Origin of the sequence: Brevundimonas variabilis (genome assembly GCF_014199945.1) — a bacterium.
GTDB classification, from domain to species: Bacteria; Pseudomonadota; Alphaproteobacteria; order Caulobacterales; family Caulobacteraceae; genus Brevundimonas; species Brevundimonas variabilis.
Window position 1 is genome coordinate 33,345 of the sequence record NZ_JACHOR010000005.1, and the last position, 18,668, is coordinate 52,012.

At 68.4% G+C, this 18,668-nt stretch carries 20 protein-coding genes; 12 read left to right on the plus strand and 8 right to left on the minus strand.

Going from position 1 to position 18,668, the window contains the following annotated elements; all coding sequences use genetic code 11:
- Positions 1–25 precede the first annotated feature (25 nt).
- Positions 26–3,562, plus strand: a complete 3,537-nt coding sequence (locus tag GGR13_RS13785; protein WP_183214175.1) for a TonB-dependent receptor — start codon at positions 26–28, stop codon at positions 3,560–3,562.
- Positions 3,563–3,651: 89 nt separating this feature from the next.
- On the opposite strand, the gene GGR13_RS13790 is transcribed toward GGR13_RS13785, so the two are convergent.
- The gene (locus GGR13_RS13790) at positions 3,652–3,906 is read right to left on the minus strand and encodes a GlsB/YeaQ/YmgE family stress response membrane protein (protein ID WP_183214176.1); all 255 of its coding nucleotides are present in this window, start codon (positions 3,904–3,906) and stop codon (positions 3,652–3,654) included.
- 172 nt (positions 3,907–4,078) lie between these two features.
- On the opposite strand from GGR13_RS13790, the gene GGR13_RS13795 reads away from it, so the two are divergent.
- The 4 genes from GGR13_RS13795 (at position 4,079) to GGR13_RS13810 (ending at position 7,839) form a co-directional block, all read left to right on the plus strand.
- Positions 4,079–4,453, plus strand: coding sequence for a helix-turn-helix domain-containing protein (locus tag GGR13_RS13795; protein ID WP_183214177.1), 375 nt, complete (start codon positions 4,079–4,081; stop codon positions 4,451–4,453).
- A 342-nt stretch (positions 4,454–4,795) separates the two neighbouring features.
- On the plus strand, positions 4,796–5,458 hold the full coding sequence (locus GGR13_RS13800) for a phosphatase PAP2 family protein (protein ID WP_221230722.1): 663 nt from the start codon (positions 4,796–4,798) through the stop codon (positions 5,456–5,458).
- Positions 5,459–5,534: 76 nt separating this feature from the next.
- Positions 5,535–5,942 carry a DUF3597 domain-containing protein gene (locus GGR13_RS13805; protein WP_183214178.1) on the plus strand — a complete coding sequence of 136 codons (408 nt, stop codon included), beginning with the start codon at positions 5,535–5,537 and terminating at the stop codon, positions 5,940–5,942.
- Between the two features lie 52 nt (positions 5,943–5,994).
- Entirely contained in the window at positions 5,995–7,839 is a 1,845-nt protein-coding gene (locus GGR13_RS13810) for a DNA polymerase III subunit gamma/tau (protein WP_183214442.1), read from the plus strand.
- A gap of 43 nt (positions 7,840–7,882) precedes the next feature.
- Here GGR13_RS13810 and GGR13_RS13815 read toward each other — a convergent pair whose 3' ends face one another.
- Positions 7,883–8,491 carry a malonic semialdehyde reductase gene (locus GGR13_RS13815; RefSeq protein ID WP_246347887.1) on the minus strand — a complete coding sequence of 203 codons (609 nt, stop codon included), beginning with the start codon at positions 8,489–8,491 and terminating at the stop codon, positions 7,883–7,885.
- 113 nt (positions 8,492–8,604) lie between these two features.
- Between GGR13_RS13815 and GGR13_RS13820 the strand changes: the two genes are divergently transcribed.
- Positions 8,605–8,934, plus strand: coding sequence for a YbaB/EbfC family nucleoid-associated protein (locus tag GGR13_RS13820; RefSeq protein ID WP_183214179.1), 330 nt, complete (start codon positions 8,605–8,607; stop codon positions 8,932–8,934).
- Positions 8,935–8,952: 18 nt separating this feature from the next.
- Positions 8,953–9,555, plus strand: coding sequence for a recombination mediator RecR (gene recR, locus GGR13_RS13825; RefSeq protein ID WP_183214180.1), 603 nt, complete (start codon positions 8,953–8,955; stop codon positions 9,553–9,555).
- A gap of 12 nt (positions 9,556–9,567) precedes the next feature.
- On the opposite strand, the gene gspK is transcribed toward recR, so the two are convergent.
- Positions 9,568–10,410: a type II secretion system minor pseudopilin GspK gene (gene gspK / locus GGR13_RS13830; protein WP_183214181.1), complete on the minus strand. Its 843-nt coding sequence runs from the start codon at positions 10,408–10,410 to the stop codon at positions 9,568–9,570.
- Positions 10,407–11,327, minus strand: a complete 921-nt coding sequence (locus tag GGR13_RS16940) for a prepilin-type N-terminal cleavage/methylation domain-containing protein (RefSeq protein ID WP_425486101.1) — start codon at positions 11,325–11,327, stop codon at positions 10,407–10,409. The genes gspK and GGR13_RS16940 overlap by 4 nt, the downstream gene beginning before the upstream one ends.
- Between GGR13_RS16940 and GGR13_RS13840 the strand changes: the two genes are divergently transcribed.
- Positions 11,273–11,989: a hypothetical protein gene (locus GGR13_RS13840; RefSeq protein WP_183214183.1), complete on the plus strand. Its 717-nt coding sequence runs from the start codon at positions 11,273–11,275 to the stop codon at positions 11,987–11,989. The two genes, GGR13_RS16940 and GGR13_RS13840, sit on opposite strands and share 55 nt — an antisense overlap.
- Positions 11,990–12,020: 31 nt before the next feature.
- Here the strand turns inward: GGR13_RS13840 and GGR13_RS13845 are convergent, their stop codons facing one another.
- The 4 genes from GGR13_RS13845 to gspL are packed head-to-tail and all read right to left on the minus strand — an operon-like array spanning position 12,021 to position 16,370.
- Entirely contained in the window at positions 12,021–13,244 is a 1,224-nt protein-coding gene (locus GGR13_RS13845) for a type II secretion system F family protein (RefSeq protein ID WP_183214184.1), read from the minus strand.
- On the minus strand, positions 13,244–14,752 hold the full coding sequence (gene gspE, locus GGR13_RS13850) for a type II secretion system ATPase GspE (RefSeq protein ID WP_183214185.1): 1,509 nt from the start codon (positions 14,750–14,752) through the stop codon (positions 13,244–13,246). Before gspE ends, GGR13_RS13845 begins: the two co-directional genes overlap by 1 nt.
- Positions 14,749–15,243 carry a type II secretion system protein GspM gene (gene gspM, locus GGR13_RS13855; RefSeq protein ID WP_183214186.1) on the minus strand — a complete coding sequence of 165 codons (495 nt, stop codon included), beginning with the start codon at positions 15,241–15,243 and terminating at the stop codon, positions 14,749–14,751. Before gspM ends, gspE begins: the two co-directional genes overlap by 4 nt.
- Positions 15,240–16,370, minus strand: a complete 1,131-nt coding sequence (gene gspL / locus GGR13_RS13860) for a type II secretion system protein GspL (protein ID WP_183214187.1) — start codon at positions 16,368–16,370, stop codon at positions 15,240–15,242. The genes gspM and gspL overlap by 4 nt, the downstream gene beginning before the upstream one ends.
- 99 nt (positions 16,371–16,469) lie before the next feature.
- On the opposite strand from gspL, the gene gspG reads away from it, so the two are divergent.
- From gspG to GGR13_RS13880, 4 genes are read left to right on the plus strand one after another with little or no spacing between them, the layout of a single operon-like run.
- A complete protein-coding gene (gene gspG / locus GGR13_RS13865; RefSeq protein WP_183214188.1) occupies positions 16,470–16,928 on the plus strand; it encodes a type II secretion system major pseudopilin GspG in 459 nt (152 codons plus the stop codon).
- Positions 16,928–17,410: a GspH/FimT family pseudopilin gene (locus GGR13_RS13870; RefSeq protein WP_183214189.1), complete on the plus strand. Its 483-nt coding sequence runs from the start codon at positions 16,928–16,930 to the stop codon at positions 17,408–17,410. Before gspG ends, GGR13_RS13870 begins: the two co-directional genes overlap by 1 nt.
- Positions 17,407–17,778 (plus strand): type II secretion system minor pseudopilin GspI, encoded by a 372-nt coding sequence (gene gspI / locus GGR13_RS13875; RefSeq protein WP_183214190.1) that lies wholly within the window; start codon positions 17,407–17,409, stop codon positions 17,776–17,778. Before GGR13_RS13870 ends, gspI begins: the two co-directional genes overlap by 4 nt.
- A complete protein-coding gene (locus GGR13_RS13880; protein WP_183214191.1) occupies positions 17,775–18,668 on the plus strand; it encodes a type II secretion system protein N in 894 nt (297 codons plus the stop codon). The genes gspI and GGR13_RS13880 overlap by 4 nt, the downstream gene beginning before the upstream one ends.

Sequence of the window (18,668 nt, forward strand, 5' to 3'; positions counted from 1 at the left end):
TGGCGTTTCGGCCAGGGGGGCCATCATGACATTCTCGAAAACGCTCTGCGGGGGCTCGGCCCTTGCCGTTCTGATGCTGGCTGCCGCTGTGCCAGCGCAGGCCCAGCAGACCACGGCGACCGTCCGCGGCACGATCGTCAGCGAGACCGGTGCTGCAATCCCGGGTGCCACCGTCGTGGTGACGCACGTCCCGACCGGCACGGACCAGACGATCGTGGCCAACGAGGCGGGCGGGTTCGATGCCCGCGGCCTTCGCGTCGGTGGCCCGTTCCGCATCACGGCCTCCGCCCCCGGCTATGGCACGCGGACGGTCGAGGACATCTTCCTGGACGTCGGCGACGCCCAGCGCCTGACCCTGACCCTCGCCAGCGGTGACCAGGTCGAGGACATCATCGTGACGGCCACGCGCGGGGCCCTGAACAGCCAGCTGGCCAATGTCGGCTCGCGCACGACCCTGCAGCGCGAGGATATCGATGCCGTCGTGTCCGTGCGTCGCGACATCCGCGACATCGGCCGCCGCGACCCCCTCGCCAGCCTCGATTTCGTCAACCGCGGCACCGGTCCGTCGGGCGGCCTGTACATCGCGGGCTCGGCCCCGCGCTCGAACCGGATCACGATCGACGGCGTCCGGTCGCAGGACAGCTTTGGCCTCAACACCGGTGGCCTCTCGACCAACCGGGGTCCGGTGTCGCTGGAGGCGCTGGAACAGCTGTCGGTCCAGGCCGTGCCCTTCGATGTCGAGGACGGTGACTTCACGGGCGGTGCCCTGAACCTGATCCTGCGCTCGGGCTCCAACGATTTCCGCGGCTCGGTCTTCTACAACTACCGCACGACCGACCTTGCCGGCGACACCGTGCCCAACGTCGGCTTCACCAACAACGACATCCTGCAGGCCCCGCTGACCGGCACGCGCGAGGTCATCAACACCATCGACGAGGACAACTACGGCGGCTTCATCTCCGGTCCGATCTGGCGCGACCGGATCTTCTTCGCCGCGTCCTACGAGAAATACGAGAGCTTCGACACCACGGGCACCGGCCCGCTCGGCGCCGGCTTTGCCAACACCTTCAACCGCATCCCCGGCATCTCGACCGGCGCGGGGGCCAGCCAGGCCGACATCGATCGCGTGCTGGCCAACTGGGCCGGCTATGCCGCGTCGGCCCGTCTGACGCCCGGTACCGTGGATCTGTCCCAGCCGATCATCGACGAGAAATATTCGCTGAAGCTGGACTGGAACATCATGGACGGCCAGCGGCTGTCCGCCACCTATCGCCATGCCGAGAGCCAGGTGTCGCGCCGCGGCCCCTCGACTACCAACATCAGTCTGAACTCCAACTGGTACACCCAGCCCGAGGTCGAGGATAACTACTCGGTCCAGCTGAACTCCCGCTGGACCCCGTCCTTCTCGACCGAGGCGCGGGTCTCGTTCCGCGAATACGCCCGCGACCAGCTGCCGCCGCAGGGCCAGGGCTTTGCCAACATCTCGATCTGTACCGATGCCACCTCGGTGGGCGCGACCTTCTCCTGCACCGGCGGTACGCCGGCGCTGAACTTCGGTCCCGACCAGTTCCGCCAGGCCAATGTCCTGCGCACCGAGGAGACCGCTGGCTCCTTCATCGGTACCTTCAGCGGCTTCGAGGGCCATTCGATCAAGGCCGGCTACCAGTACCGCAACGTCGACATCTTCAACCTGTTCGTCCAGCAGGCGGCGGGCGTCTACTATTTCGACTCGGTGGCGGATTTCGCGGCCGGCCGGGCCAATCAGCTGTCCTTCGGCAATGCCTTCTCGGGCGTCGCCACCGATGCGGCGGCCGAGCTGGACTATGCGATCCATACCCTGCTGGTCCAGGACACCTGGGACGTCAACGAGGCCCTGACTTTGAACTACGGCCTGCGCTGGGACACCTATGCCTCGGACGTGAAGCCGACGCTGAACGCCAATTTCGTCAACCGCTACGGCTTCAACAACCAGACCACCTATGACGGCATCGACATCCTGATGCCGCGCGTCTCGGCCCGCTACAATGCCGAGACCTTCGAGCTGTCGGGCGGGTTCGGCCTGGTGTCGGGTGGGGTGCCGGACGTGTTCCTCGGCAACAGCTACGGTGCGACCACCGGGGCCCTGACCAACAGCTTCGCCATCCGCCGCCAGGCCGATGGCAGCTTCTTCGACGCCTCGTCCTCGACGGTGATCTCGGCGACCCAGGGGGCGGCCCTGCTGAACCTGGACCGCACCAACGCCAGCTTCATCAACACCGCCTCGGCCACGGCACTCGCCATCCTGGCCAATGACAGCGCGACGCGCCGGAACGCCTTCACCAACTCCCTGGCCCCCGGGTTCGAGATCCCGTCGGACTGGAAGACCAATCTGTCGTTCAAGACGACGGTTGCCGGGTTCGATCTCGGCATCGACGCGGTCATTACCCGGTCCGAGACCAATGTCGGCTTCCGCGACATTCGCGCCCGGCCGCTGACGGTCAACGGCATCCGCCAGGTCACCCCGGACGGCCGCCTGCGCTATGACGGTCTGCAGATCGCGGGAGCGACGCCCGAAGCGGTGAACGCCAACCGCGCGGCGCAGGGCCTTCCGGTCTCGACCAATCCCGACCTGGCCAACCTCGGCCTGTTCGGCGACATCCAGGCCTATAACCCCGACCAGAAGGCCTGGAGCCGGACGATCGCCTTCTCGGCCGGTCGCGAGTGGGGCGGGCTGAACGCCTTCGTTTCCTATGCCCTGCAGGACGCCAGCCAGTACGGCGGTATCTCCGAGTTCGGCACCACGGCGGGCGGCAATGGCACGTCCGGCAACTACTATGCGGACCAGAGCTTCGACGTCGATCCGAACGCCCCGGCGCGCGGCGACGCCAACAATCTGATCGAGCGGGCGGCCAAGCTGAACATCAGCTACAAGGCCGAGGTCTTCCCGGGCTGGGTATCGCGCTTCACCCTGTTCGGCGAGCGGCGCACGGGTCGTCCGATCAGCTTCCTGATGACCGATCCCGCCGGCAACCGGAACCCGACCTTCGGTGTCAGCCGCGATGACGCCCTGGCCTACATCCCCAACCTGTCCAGCCCGGACGCGGCCAATCCTCTGCGCTTCGTCGACTCGAACGGCGTCACGGTCTTCTTCGACAGTCAGGTCTCCGTTGATCGTCTGAAGGCGCTCGTGGCCCAGTTCGACCTGCCGCAGGGCCGGATCGTTCCCCGCGGCTTTGGCCGCAATCCCGACGTCGACCGGTTCGATTTCCAGTACTCGCAGGAAATCCCCTCGCCGATCCGCGGCAACAGCCTGCTGTTCACGGTCGATGTCGCCAACATCGGCAATCTGATCAATGAAGACTGGGGCGTGGTGAAGGAGTTCTCCAACAGCCGCTCGGGCGGTGCGGTGGTCAATGCCCAGTGCGCTACGGCGTCCGGAGTGGCCGCCGGCAATGCCAGCCCGGTCTGCGCCGCCTATCGCTACAGCTACACGACCGTCAGTCCCACGACCCTGGCCACGCCTACGGTCGACCAGCAGGCCAGCCTGTGGTCCGTGGTCCTCGGTCTGAAATATCGCTTCTAGTGACAGGCTCGGGTGCCCGCGCGGGCGTCCGGCAAACAAAAAGGGGCGGCCCTGCGGGCCGCCCCTCCATCGTTTCGGCTACAGGTCGATCAGGCGCGGCGCTTGACCAGGCTCAGCACGAACAGCAGCAGGCAGGCGCCCGCGAAGGCGACCAGCAGGGTCATCAAGTTGAAGCCCCCGACAGCGAGGCCAAGCAGGTTGCTGGCAATAAATCCGCCCAGCAGGGCGCCGATCACGCCGACGATCAGATTGGTGACGATGCCGTGGCTACGACCCATGACCTTTTCGGCCAGCCAGCCGGCAACGATGCCGATGACAATCCAGCCAATGATTCCGAGACCCATTTTGTATTCCTTCCAATGTAAGCTCGGCCTCTAAATGCGTCTGCGACAATGTGGTTGCGGCGTGGCGCCCGGTCTTGCGTCTGATCCCCTGCAGCGCGAGCGCGGCACGCCCCTTGAACCGTGACAGGCGAGCTGTTCCATTTCGGAACAGGATGATCAGGGACATGGGGCCATGGCTGCCGATATCGATCTTCACCTGGGCCGTCGCCTGCGTCGCCGCCGTCGCCTGCTGGGCATGACCCAGCAGCAGCTCGCCGTTCAGGTCGGCATCCGCTTCCAGCAGATCCAGAAATACGAATGCGGGGCCAACCGCATCTCGGCTGCCCGCCTGTGGCAACTGGCCGAGGCCCTGGAATCACCGGTCAGCTATTTCTACGACGGCCTGTCCGAGGCGCTGGAACGTCAGGAAGCGGCGGCCAATGGTGGCGAGACCTTTTCCCGCAAGGAAACGCTCGACCTGATCCAGGCCTATTACCAGCTGGGCGAACGTCCGCGCCGCCGCCTGCTGGACCTCGCCAAGTCGCTGCATACCGGCGAGGCCGCCTGAGGCCATTCCGGACAGCCGGTTCCGTCAGCCAGGACCGGCACCGTACCCGGACGACCCGTCGCGGCGCTGTTGCCAGAACAGGACATTTCTGACACCGCGCCGTGACGCCAGCGACGCAGCAGCGGAGCAAGACTCCCCCCGATCCATCTCGATCGGGGGAGACCGATGGACGCGACCCAGCACCTTGTGTTCGAGCCTCGCCCGGCGAGAACACTGCACAGCGGGCCCCTGGGCCGGGCCGTGCGTGCGATCCGGCGGATAGCCCGACGCGGGCGTGTCGGTATCTCTGCCCGCCTCTGTGCCGGTGAGCCGGTCTGTCTCGCTCTATGGGCGACACTGTTCTTGACAGCGCTGTTTCTCGTGCTCCCCTCCGTCGACCTTGCGGTGAGCGACACCTTCTATCAGGCGGGGGCAGGGTTCTGGCTGTCCGAAAATCCCTTTCTCCGGGCCCTCCGCAAGAGTTCCAGTGTCGTCATGGGGGCAGTCCTGATCGCCGCCGTGGGCGCGATGATCCAGGCCAGCCGGGGCGAGGGACACCGCGCGGCCGTTCTGGCGCGCAAGGGCGGGTTTCTGCTCCTGGGGTTTGCGCTCGGGCCGGGCCTTCTGGTGAACGGCGTGCTCAAGAGCCTGTGGGGCCGGCCTCGCCCGGTACATATCCAGCCCTTTGGCGACGATGTGGCCTATGAGCCGGTCTGGCGGATCAGCGAGGCCTGCGCCTCCAACTGCTCGTTCGTGTCGGGCGAGTCCTCCTCCGCCGCCTGGATGGTGGCGGCGCTGGTGCTGGTGCCCCGGCGCTGGCGGCTGGCCGTGGGCGTGCCGCTGACCCTTTACGCAACCCTGCTGTCGCTCAACCGGATCGCCTTCGGGGGCCATTTCCTTTCGGACGTCCTGCTGTCCTGGAGCCTGACGGCGCTCGTCATGGGTCTGACGTGGCGGCTCGTGGTCGCAGCACCGGCAGTGGCGCGCGTCCGACGCCTGGCCCCGGCCGATGCCGTGACGGCATGACGTTTGTCCCGGTTCGGCGACGGAACCTCTGCGGTTTCCGATCGCTGCCTAGTCTCAATCCACAGGAGCGGCATTCATGAGCATTCTCGGCAAGATCCTCGGCGGCATTTTCAAGAAGAAGGATGCCCCCGCCCAGCCGGCCCCGACCACGGCTCAGGCTCCAGCCCCGACGCCGGTGCAGGCCCCGGTCGTCACGGCCGCCGCCGCGACCTCGCCCCAGCCCGAGCCGGTCGATGTCGCGGGCATCCTCGACTTCATGAACGCCCAGCGGGACCAGAAACTGAACTGGCAGACCTCGATCGTCGATCTGATGAAACTGGTCGGCCTGGAAAGCTCGCTGGCGGAGCGCAAGGAGCTGGCGGACGAACTGGGCTATACCGGCGACAAATCCGACAGCGCTTCGATGAACATCTGGCTGCACAAACAGGTCATCCAGAAGATCATCGACAACGGGGGCCAGATGCCCCGCGACATGACGCCTTGATCTGTGCCGCGAGGGGATGCGCGATCGCATCCTCTCGCGCTATGACTGGCGGATGAGCGACGCCGATCCGAATCCCGACGGCCCTCCCTGGGAGGAAGACGAACCCGCCGAGGTCATCGAGCGGGACGACAATACCGACGACATGTTCGGCGGACCCGCCGCTGCAGCGGCCGTTGCACCTGTCGCCGACGCTCCTGTCCCTGTCGCTGCAGCACCGCAGATCGAGGCAGCGTCTGACGAGGCCTATACCGTCCTCGCCCGCAAATACCGGCCGCGCACCTTCGAGGACCTGATCGGTCAGGAGGCCATGGTCCGGACCTTGACCAATGCCTTTGCCACCGGCCGGATCGCCCATGCCTTCATGCTGACGGGTGTGCGGGGGGTCGGAAAGACCACCACCGCCCGGCTTCTGGCGCGCGCCCTGAACAACGAGACCGACGTCATCGACCGCCCGTCGCTGACCCTGACCGCCCACGGTCGCCACGACGCCTCCATCATGGCCGGCCAGCATATGGATGTGGTCGAGATGGACGCCGCGTCCCACACCGGGATCGACGGCATCCGCGACATCATAGAGAGCGTCCGCTACGCCCCGGTCGAGGCGCGCTACAAGGTCTATGTCCTCGACGAAGTCCACATGCTGTCGAACCAGGCGTTCAACGCCCTGCTGAAGACGCTGGAAGAGCCGCCGCCGCACGCCAAATTCATCTTCGCGACCACCGAGATCCGCAAGGTGCCGGTCACGATCCTGAGCCGGTGCCAGCGGTTCGACCTGCGTCGGGTCGAGCCCGACATCCTGGTCGAACACCTGTCCCGGATCGCGGGCCGGGAGGGCATGTCGGTCGAGGCGGATGCCCTGGCCCTGATCGCCCGCGCCGCCGAGGGGTCGGTTCGCGACGGCCTGTCGCTGCTGGATCAGGCCCTGGTCCAGGGCGAGCGCGGCCAGCCGGTGCGGACCGAGGTCGTGCGCGACATGCTGGGTCTGGCCGATCGCAGCCAGACCATCGCCCTGTTCGAATGCATCATGGCCGGTCGCACGCCCGAGGCGCTGGAGAGCTTCCGGACCTTGTACGGCTACGGGGCCGATCCGATCCAGGTCACCAATGATCTGCTGGAACACTGCCACGCCGCCTCGGTGGCCAAGATGCTGGGGCCGGACGCGACGCGGCTGCCCGGCGATCAGGCCAAGGCTCTGGCGGCGCTGGGAGCGGCGATTTCCGCCGGCACACTGTCGCGGACCTGGTCGATGCTGCTGAGGGCGCTGGACGAGGTCCGGCGCGCCCCGAACCCGGCCGATGCCGTGGAAATGGCCATCGTGCGGCTGGCCTATGCGGCCGACCTGCCCGGTCCCGAGGAGGCGCTGAAGAAGCTTCAGGGTGGCGAGCCGCTCGGGGGCGGCTCCGGCGGCGGGGCAGCACCGCGCGGCGGAGGGGGTGGCGCTTCGGCCCAGGCAGCACCGCGCGCAGCCGCAGCCCCCGCCCTGCCGGATCCCCAGACCTTCGAACAGACCGTCGCCCTGATCGGCGAAAAGCGGGAGATCAGCCTGCAGATGGACGTGCAGCGCTACGTCCGGCCGGTCTCGTTCAAGCCCGGCCAGCTGACCTTCGAACCGGCTGAGGGGGCCCCGGCCAACCTGGCCCCGCGTCTGGCCTCGCGGCTCAAGGAATGGACAGGGCGCCAGTGGTTCGTCATCGCCAACGGCCAGGGCGGCGGCGAGACCCTGATCGAGGGTGAACGCCGCAGCCGCGCCGCCGAACGCGCGGCCATCGAGGCCGACCCCTTCGTCATGGCTGTCATGGAGGCCTTCCCCGGCGCCACCATCGGCGAGGTCAAGACCCTGGCCCCCGCCGTCGAAATGCCCGCCATCCCCGACGAGATGGCCGACGAGGACGATTGAAAGAACCGCTCATCCCGGTGAAAGCCGGGATGAGCGGAAATCCTCAGATGATCGAGGCCGCTTCCTCGAAATCGAGGCGAGGCGAGCGGGGGTACAGGTTCTCGTCATTGCCGTAGCCGAGATTGATGATGAAATTCGGCTCGACGGTCGTGCCGTCGAAGAATTCCTTCTTCACACCCGCCATGTCGAAGCCGGACATCGGTCCGCAATCCAGACCCAGGGCCCGGGCGGCGAGGATCAGATAGCCGGCCTGCAGCGTGCCATTGCGGAACGCGGCCTCGCGGCGGCCCTCTTCGGTCGGGAACCAGCTGGCGGCGTCGGCGTGGGGGAAAAGCTTCTTCATGAAGGGCCGGAACTCGACCTCATGGGCGACGATGACGGCCACGGGGGCCTGCCGCGTCTTCTCGCGATTGCCCTCGCTCATCAGCGGCAGGAGCCGGGCCTTGCCCTCTTCCGAGGTCACGAACACGAAGCGGGCGGGGCTCATGTTTGCCGAGGTCGGGCCGAATTTGGTCAGGTCGTACAGCTGCCGCAGCAGGGCTTCGGGCACGGGCGTATCGGTCCAGCCATTGCGGGTGCGCGCCTCGGTCAGGATCTGGGCGAGGGCGGCGGAGTCGAGCGGCGTGGCGGGCATGGGAAAGAAGGCCTTCATCTGAAACTGTGTCGGTGACGGAATACGATATAGAGCTCCGCGCGGTGGACGCAATCGTTGTCGTGTCACACCCGCCCCTGTCGCAACGGATCGGAACCGCTTATCTAGGCTCCATGAAAGACCTTACCCAACTCATGCAACAGGCCCAGGCGATGCAGCAGAAGCTGCAGGAGGCCCAGGCGAAGATGGCCGAGACCCAGGCCGAGGGCACCTCCGGCGGCGGTCTCGTGACCGTGGCCCTGAAGGGACCTGGCGAGATCACGTCCGTGAAGATCGACGACAGCCTGCTGGTCGCCGGCGAGGGCGAGATCCTGGCCGACCTGATCATTGCCGCCCATGCCGATGCCAAGCGCCGGCTGGACGAGGTCAACGGGGCTTTGATGCGCGAAGCCGCCGGACCCATGGCCGGGATGAACATCCCCGGCATGCCCAAGCTTTTCTGATCGGCCGATCCGCCCAGGATGGCCGCCTCCGCCGGACCCGAGATCGAGCGACTGATCGCGCTTCTGGCCAAGCTGCCGGGGCTGGGTCCACGTTCGGCCCGCCGCGCGGCGCTGACCCTGCTCAAGCGGCGTGAGCAGCTGCTGATCCCGCTGGCCGCCGCCATCCAGGAGACCGCCGACAAGGTGGTGTCCTGCTCGGTGTGCGGAGCACCGGACACGCGCGATCCCTGTTCGATCTGTGCTGATACCCACCGCGACAACGGCCTGATCTGTGTCGTCGAGGAGGCGGGGGCCCTGTGGGCCATGGAGCGATCAGGGGCCTTCCGGGGCAAATACCATGTGCTGGGCGGCCTGCTGTCGGCGCTGGATGGCGTCGGGCCCGAGGCGCTGCGGGTGGCTGAACTGGTTGGACGCTGCAGGGGCGGCGACGTCCGCGAGGTCGTGCTGGCCCTGCCCGCCACCGTCGATGGCCAGACCACGGCGCACTATCTGTCGGAGCGGCTTGCCGGATCGGGCGCCGAGATCACCAGCCTGGCCCGGGGCGTACCCGTCGGTGGCGATCTGGACTGGCTGGACGACGGCACCATCGTCCAGGCCATGCGCGCCCGCCGCCCTGCCTGACTTGATCCGGACCTAGCCCGCAGACCGTCGGCGGCCGCTGACAAAGACGTCCACCCGGCCATCGCCACGGACGCGGGCGATCCGGCTGGTCAGGCGCTGGGTCGTGTCGCCGACTGTCACGGTGGTGGTGACGCGGTAGTGGTCGGAGGTGAAACCGGTCCCCGGTGGCAGGGTCAGACCCAGAGTGCCCAGATCGGCCGGCAGGACAAAGCCCCGCTCCTGACGCTGCTGCACCAGATCGCGGGCCAGCGCCGGGTCACCGGCCAGAATGGCTAGCAACGGCTCGCCGACGGTGTTCAGGTTCAGCGTCGCCGCCTCGGGCAGGGCGATCATATAGGGCTCCATCCGGGCGATGTCGGCGCCCGAGACCCCCGCCGTTCTGAGCAGGCCGAAATCGGTCAGGGGCCCTGCCACCCGGACCACGGTCGCCACCCGGATCGCCGTCTCGGGAGCCAGGCCGATGGCCTCGCCGATGCGCTGGAAGGTCGCGATCGGGCCGCTGTCCCCGGACTTCATGGCATTGATGTTGAACCGCGACTGCTCGTCCTCGATGGCCAGCGAGAACCGCCCGCCGGGCACGTCGATCGCCTGCTGTCCGATGGCGGCCCAGGGCTCCGAAAGATTGTCCGTCCCGGCCGCCACCAGCGCGTCGCGCCTCAGGACGGTGACCGCCGAAAGCTCGCCCGCCCGCGCATAGGCTCCGGCCTGGGCGGCATCACGCAGCCGGGTGCCGCGCTGGACCTGGATGTCCTGGGCCACCACCATGACCAGTACCGCGACACTGGCCACGGCCAGGACCAGCAGGACGTTCAGCAGGATCATGCCCTCGCGGTCGCGGCGGATCCGGCGGCTCATGGCTGCAGGCCCTGCTGACCGGCATCCATCAGCGGGATCGAGGCGACCCGCCGCAGCGTGGCTCCGGGCCGGCCGTCGAAGCCGGACAGGGTCAGGTCGAGGGCCACGGCGCTGACCCCGGCATTGGGGTCCATTACCGGCGTGGTGTTGACGATGATCCCGGCCCCTTGCGCGGCCACGGCCACCGGCTCGGTGATCTGGGGCCAGGCGTCCAGCCAGTCGCCGCGCCGACGGTGGAAGCTCCAGCGCACGCTCTCGACCCCGTCGATCAGCCGCTGCGTCCGCTCGCCCTGCGGCCCGGCCACGACCCGCACCAGCGTCTGGCCATCCAGTCCATACCGCACCACGACCGGGGCCTCGGAAAGGTCGGCCTTGACCAGGCTCAGGTCGCTGCCCCCGCCCGCAAGCCCCCCGGTAATCTGGTCGAGGTCGGTCGAGACCACCAGCATGGCCCGCTGCACCTGGGACATCCGGGCCAGCCGCGTATCCGTCGCGCTCTGGGTCCTCAGGACGCCGTCCAGCAGGGTGAAGCCGGCCACTGCGATCAGGGCAAACAGGGCGAGGGCGATCATCACCTCGATCAGGGTGAAGCCCGGGCGTTGCCTGACGGCTGAGAAAGGCCCTTCCCCTGGAGGGGGAAGAGTTGGGATGGGGTGGAGGCACGGCCGTCCATGCCCGGACGCGTTCACCCGGTGCCCTTGACCGGGTGTCGACGCGTCACTCAAAAACCTTGCCTCCACCCCATCCCCGGCCCTTCCCCCTCCAGGGGAAGGGAGAAGAGGAAAGTCCGGCTTCTTGCCTGCAGACAACTTCATCTCACTCACAGGCGTGCTAAGCGGGAGGCGACCACGGAGGGCTCCCCATGCTGCGCACCTGGAAGATCCGCGACGGAGACGGCGATCGCTCGGGCGGGGCATTTCAGTTCGAGCGCCTGGCGGTTCGGGTCACTCGCTGGCGGGTGATCCTGGCCGGCGTGGCCGTCGGGGCCTTTGCGCTGTCGCTGGTGGCGACCCTGCCGGCCGAGGTGATCATGCCCGACGATCGCGACGCCGTCGGCACCGTCTGGAACGGCGAGGCCAGCCTGCCGATGGGCTTTGCCGCCGGCTGGTCTGTCCAGCCCCTGCAGTCCATCGCCAGAGTCGGGCTCGCCAGCCGCATAAGCGTGCTGGGCCCTGACACGGCCATTGACGGGCAGGCCGTGCTGCGACCCGGACAGGTGCGGCTGAACGATCTCGACGGGGTCGGCTCGGCGAGGCTTCTCTCGGCGGTGGCCGCCGACCTGCCGTTCGTCTGCGATGGCGACATGCGGGTGGCGGTCGGGGAACTGGCCCTGAAGGGCTCCCCGGCGGGCGAGGGCGGATTCCGCACCGGGCCAGGGAACTGCCAGCCGCGCGCCGGCGGGGCCGCGACACCCGTCCCGGCGCTGGCCGGCAGCCTTACCGCCGACGCGGCCGCGACGACCCTGACCCTGACGCGCGACGGCTCGGGCGAGGCGCTGGCCCGGGTGCGCATCACCCCGGCCGGCGAGACCGAACTGGCGGTAGAGCCCGCAGGCATGGGCGTGATCCCGCTGGGGTAACGCTCTCTAGCAGCCGGGGGGCGGCTCCGGCTCACAACCCCGCCAGATTGTTCAGGTTGACGATCGGCAGCAGGATCGACAGCACCATCAGCAGCACGACCCCGCCCATGACCAGCAGCACGCCCGGCTCGACCAGAGCCACCAGGGCGGCGACCAGCGATTCCAGCTCCTGTTCCAGATCGATCGCGGCGCGCTCCAGTCCCTGACCCAGTTTGCCGGACTGTTCGCCCGAGGCGACGATGGCCAGCAGCAGGGGCGGGAAGACATCGGCCTCGGCCATGGCGTTCCTCAGGGATGCCCCCTCGCGGACCCGGGCCGCCACCCGCATGGCCCGCTCGCGCGCAAACCGGTTGGGCGTCACCGCCGCCGAGGCCTGCAGTGCCTCGACCAGAGGCACGTCCGACCGCACCAGGGTGGCCAGGCTGCCGGCGAACCGCGCGGCGTTCAGATGCCGCGTGAACCCCTTGAACGGCGGCGTCTCGATCAGGAATTTCGCGAACCGGCGACTGTTGTCCGGCACCGCCAGCCAGCGGTTCCAGCCGATCCCGATCAGCACGGACCCGATCACGACATAGACGCCAAAGCTCTGCACGAAGCCGGACAGAGCGATCAGGGCCCGGGTCAGGAAGGGCAGTTCGGCCCCGCGCGACACGAACACCTTCACGATGTCCGGCACAACATAGACCATGAGCAGGGCGATCATCAGAAGCGACACCACGGCCAGCAGGGCCGGGTAGAGCAGGGCCAGCTGGATCTTGCGCCGGGCCTTCTCCTGGTTGCCGACGAACTCGGTCAGATGGGCCAGAACGTCGGACAGCTTGCCCGACTGTTCCCCCGCCGCGATCGAGGCGCGATAGAATTCCGGAAAGACCTTCGGATGCCGGGCCAGGGCGGCGGCGAAACTGCGGCCTTCCAGGATGGCGGAACGGACGTCGATCAGCACCGTCCCGACCGGCTGGCCATCCATCTGGGCCGCTACGATCCGCAGGGCCTCCTCGATCCGGATGTCCGAGCCGATCAGGGTCGAAAGCTGGCGTGTCACGGCCGACAGGGTCTTGGAGCTGACGCCGCGGCGGAAGATGACAATACCCTTCGACAGGTCCGTCTTCGGGCGCTCGCTGGCCAGGGCGACCTTCGTCGGCAGCAGACCCCTGTCGCGCACCATCTGCCGCGCCCCGACGTCGCCGCCCGCCTCCAGCGTGCCGGTATGGACCCGTCCGTCGCCGTCAACGGCCGAATAGCGGAACACCGGCATCAGGAATCCTCGCGGACCACGCGCGCGACCTCCTGCACCGAGGTCTCGCCCATCATCGCCTTCAGGGCCCCGTCCTCCAGCAGCCCCGGTCCCCGGCTGCGGGCCAGCCGGACCAGATCACCCTCGGACATCCCGTCATGGATGGCCTTCTGCAGCGCTTGGTCGATCTCGATGACCTCATAGACGCCGGTCCGGCCGCGATAGCCCTCGCCCCGGCAGTCGGCACAGCCGACGGGCCGCCAGATGCGGGCCCCGACGGGCACGGCTCCGCCCGTCATCTCGCTCTCGAAATCGGTCGCCGCGCCCTCGGCCTTGCAGGACGGACACAGGCGGCGCACCAGCCGCTGCGCCGCCAGACCGGTCAGCATCGGGGCCAGCAGATAGCGCTCCACCCCCATGTCGATCAGCCGGGTGACACTGCCCACCGCCGTATTGGTGTGCAGGGTCGACAGCATCAGGTGGCCGGTCATGGAGGCCCGCACCGCCACCTCGGCAGTCTCGTGGTCGCGGATCTCGCCGACCATGATGACGTCCGGGTCCTGACGCAGGATGGCCCGCAGGCCCCGCGCGAAGGTCAGGTCGATCCGGGCATTGACTTGCATCTGGCCGATGCCGTCGAGCGCATATTCGATCGGGTCCTCGACCGTCATGATATTGCGCCGCCGGTCGTTCAGCCGTGTCAGGACCGAGTACAGCGTCGTTGTCTTGCCCGAGCCGGTCGGACCGGTGACCAGGATGATCCCGTGCGGCCGCGCAATCAGGCGCTCGAAGGTCTCCAGATCGCGCGCGCTCATGCCCAACTGTGCGAGATCCAGCGAGGTCGAGCCGCGGTCCAGCAGGCGCAGCACGACCCGCTCGCCATGCTGGGACGGAATGGTCGAGACCCGGACGTCCACGTCCAGTCCGCCGATCCGCAGCGTGACCCGCCCGTCGTGCGGTACCCGCTTTTCGGCGATGTCGAGGCGGGCCATGACCTTGATGCGGCTGACCAGCAGGGGGGCCAGGGCCCGGGCCGGCTCCAGCACCTCGCGCAGGACGCCGTCGATGCGGAAGCGAACGACCAGCCGCTTTTCCTCGGCCTCGATATGGATGTCCGAGGCCCCGTCGCGGATGGCCTGCAGCAACAGGGCATTGATCAGCCGCACCACAGGGGCGTCGTCGCGGCTGTCCAGCAGGTCATCGACCGCCGCCGCATCTTCGGCCAGGGCCGCCAGATCGTCGTCAGACGCGGCAAAGTCGGCGGCGGGGGCCGCCTCGCCCCCGGTCTGGTCCCTCAGGATGGCGTCGAAACGGTCGTCATCGACGGCCTCGAAGGCGATGTCGCCGCCATGGACACGCCGCACTTCCAGCAGGGTCTCCAGCGTCGCCGAGCGCCGGTGCAGGCAGACCGGGGCCTCGCCGCCCTGTCCATTGGCCGGGCGCAGGATCATCGCCCCGCGCCGCCGCGCAAAACCATAACCCAGCACGCCCGTCGCCAGTACCGGAGGGGCCTCCTCGATCAGGCTCATGAGCGCGTCACCGTCATCGTGGCATCGACCGTACCCTCGGCCGCAGCCCGGGTCATGCGCAAATCGCCGATAATCAGGCCTGAGCCTTCCAGCGAGGCCAGCCAGGGGATGACACTGTCATATCGCGCCCCGGCCAGGGACACGACGACCCCGTCTCCCTCGACCACGATTCCGGTCGGCGTGACCCCGAAGGGAGCCGACTGGATGACGATCACGCTTTCCAGCGGCCCGTCCGGCAGGACCATGCCGGGCGCAAGGGGCCCCGCATTTGCGACCCGCGTCTTGATCGATTCATAGGCGGCGATCCGGGCGATCGAGGCTTCGCGCACGCCCAGCAAGGGCCTCAGGATCGCGAACCAGAACAGGGTCAGGATCAGAAATCCGCCGAAAAACGCGATCAGCACCTGTTCGCGCCGGGACCGCTCACGCGTCCAGGCGACGGCGGCGGCCATGGCCGGGCTGGCCGTCGCCAGGGTCAGGGGCCGCCTCACTGGGCTGCTCCGATCCGGATGGCTGCGCTCAGTCCGCTGGTGGCCACACCCTGTTCGGCTCCGGCGGGTTCGCCCGAGGCCGTCAGCCCTGCGGTGTTCAGTGCCGCGACCGCCCGATCCAGCGTTGCGGCATCGGGAACATTGACCCCCAGTGACAGGTCGCCGGCCTCGCTGTAGTCCACCTGGGTGAAGGCGATCTGGCCTGCGGATGGCAGGGCACCCGAGGCTTCGGCCATCAGGCGTGTAAAGGGTTTTGCCCCTCCACCGCCCTGCGGCAGGGCCCGATCTGCCGCAGCAATCAGATCCTCGCCAGGGGCCAGATTGGGGGCGACCTGCAGCAACAGTGCCCGTGCCTCGGCCTCACGCGTCTCGGCCATGCGGTGCAGGGCAAAGGCATCGGCCGCCAGAATGCCAACGTGGGCCAGCAGCCCTATCCCGGCGATCATGGCGACCGACTTCAAGGCATCGGGAGCCCCGGCCCGCACCGGCGCGTAGGCGCCCTGACGCAGGTCGAGCGGAGCCAGCACGACGACCGGTTCACTGACCGAGCCCAGCAGGACAGACGCGTCCTCGACTCCTGCGATCATCGTGTCGGGAAGGTCGCCACCCAGCAGGGCCAGCCGCGGCTGGCCGGCCGCGCTCCAGGCCGTGGGCAGGTCCCGTACGGGCAGGGCGAACCCCGTCCCCTGATCGGTGCGCACCAGAGCCCGGCCGCTGTCGACCCTCACGCTCCAGGCTCCGGTGACCGGCATGGACAGGCTGAGGGCGTCAGGCAAAATCACGGCAGGGTCCAGATCGGCGGTGGCCAGGATGGCCAGCCACCCCCGCATCCGGCTGTGCTGGACGACGCCGGCCAGATGCCGGCGCGGGGCGATTTCCTGACCCAGCGCACAGTGCAACGCGGCCAGCGGTTCGGCCACGGCATCCTCGATCGCAAAAGGCAGGGCCATCTCGCGCTGCCGTCGCGTGGCGAAGGGCAGATCGACAGCCAGAGTCAGGACGTCCTCGGAAGGAACAAGAACGGTCGTCGGGCCCGACCATGTCCGGTCGATCGCAATAATTCTGTCATCGACAATGCGCCATAAGCCGCGGCTGGGCAGGTTCGATCTGGCGGGTCGACCGAGCATGGAGCGCACTCAGAAATGGCGTGGTCGCGGGGGACGTCCCGGTCTATAGCAGCGAAAATCGACCTGTCGCCAGTGTATGAATCCATGAGCAAAACTGTCATGAAAACTTCGCTCTACCGTAAGGCGGCACGCAATATTGATCGGTCGACGCGTGCCGGTCTTACCCTGGTCGAGATGATCGTCGTCCTGGCCATCATCGCGCTGGTCGCTGTCCTGATCGTGCCCAATGTGATCGGGCGGCCGGACGAGGCGCGGGTGACCGTGGCCAAGACCGATCTCAAGACCATTGCCTCGGCCCTGCGCATCTATCGCCTGGACAACGGCGACTATCCGACGACGGCCCAGGGGCTGGAGGCGCTGGTCGAAAGGCCGACCTCGCCCCCGGAGCCGCGTGCCTGGGCGACCGACGGTTATCTGCCGGAAGTTCCGGTCGATCCGTGGGACAATGCCTATGTCTATCGCAACGAAGGCGGACGGTTCAGCCTGCTGTCCTTCGGCAAGGACGGCAAGGAGGGCGGCGAGGGTCTCGACGCCGACCTGACGGACCGCACCCGCTGATGATCCACCCCGCCCGCCTTCGCCGCGCCGGCATGACCCTGGTCGAGATCCTGGTGGTGCTGGCCATTGTCGGGGTGATGGCGGGTGTCGTGGTGCTCGGCGTCGGGGTCGGTGACCGGGGTGTGGGGGTCGAGAGCGAGGCCAACCGTCTGGCCGACCGGCTCCGTCTCGCTGCCGACGATGTCCTGGTGACCCGCCGTCCGCTGGCCATCGCCTTCGACGACGAAGGCTATGTCTTCGTGCGCGGGGACGGTGGCACGGTTTCGGCGGCGGATGCCGTGGAGCCGCTGCGGGAGCGCCACGTTCTGCCGGACGGCGTCCGGATGGTCGGCCTTGGCGTATCGTCACCGATGGCGATCGATCCAGACGGTGCCGGCGCGACCGCCGGATTTGGCTTCGCCAAGGGTGACACCCGCTGGCGGGTGGACTTCGACGGCCTGAATGCCGTGGTTTCCCCGGTCCGCGAGCCGGTGGCATCATGAGCCAGCGCGACGGCTATTCCTTGATGGAGGCCATGGTGGCCCTGTTCATCCTGGCGGTCGCGACCGTCGGCCTGACCCGCGCGACCCAGACCCATATCGATGGCGTCCGGGGTCTGGAGCAGCGGGTGATCGCCCAGTGGGTGGCGGAAAACCGGCTCGTCGAACTGAATCTCGAAGGCGCTGCGGCGCAGCCTGCCCGGTCCACCGTGCGGATGATGGACCGGGACTGGGCGGTCGATGTCGCGACCCGGGCCACAGACGACCCCGACCTTCTGGCCGTCGATGTGGCCGTGGCCGAGGCCGGTACGACCGGAGCGACGGTCCGCCTGTCCGGCTTCGTCGATCGTCTGGCAGGGGCCTCGACATGACGCCGGAACGGGCCGGAGACCTGGCGGTTCGCGCCGCAGGACTGATCGTCGTGATCAGCGTGGCCTTCGCCCTGGCCGGCCTGACCTGGCGGCTGGTCGGCTGGGACGACGGGCGTGACCAGGTCGCGGTCGCCGATGCCCTGCCGCCGCTCGGGGCCAGCGGGGGCCCCGATCCCGATGTTGCGCGCATCGTCGGACTGGCCCCCTTTGGTGGCGGAGCCGGTGGCTCGGGCCTGCCCGCCTCGACCCTGGGTCTGATGCTGAAGGGCATCTTGCTGGCCTATCCGGCCGAGGCCTCTTCGGCCCTGATCGCCACCGCCGACGGTGTGTCCGTTGCCTATGGTGTGGGGGCTACGGTCGCGGGCAATGCCGTGATCGAAGCCATCGAGGTCGACCGGGTCATCCTGAAGGTCGGCGACCGTCGCGAAGTCCTGGGCTTCCCCGAGCCGGTCGCCGGGCCGGCTCCGGATCCGGCCGCACCGGCTCCTGGCGCGGGGATCACGATCACCAGCCCCGCCCAGCCTGCGGCCCCCGCCCCGAATCCCCAGGCCGCTGCAGCCCTTGCGTCGGCCTCTCCGATCGCCACGGCAGCTGCGGCCCAGCAGGCGGCCCGCCCGGCCCAGCCTGCCGCGCCGCCCCCTGCTCCGTCTGCCGCCTCTCTCGGGGTCGAGGCGACGGCATCCGGCTACCGGATCGGCCCCAATCCCTCGCCGGAGTTGCGCCGGTTCGGCCTGCAGCCGGGCGATGTGATCGAGACGCTGAACGGCCAGGCCGTCGGCAGCGTCGCCTCCGATCGTCAGCTTTTCGAGCGTGCCGTCCAGTCGGGCGGGGCGCGGGTCGAGGTGGTCCGCGACGGCCGCCGCCTGACCCTCACCTTTCCCCTTCGCTAG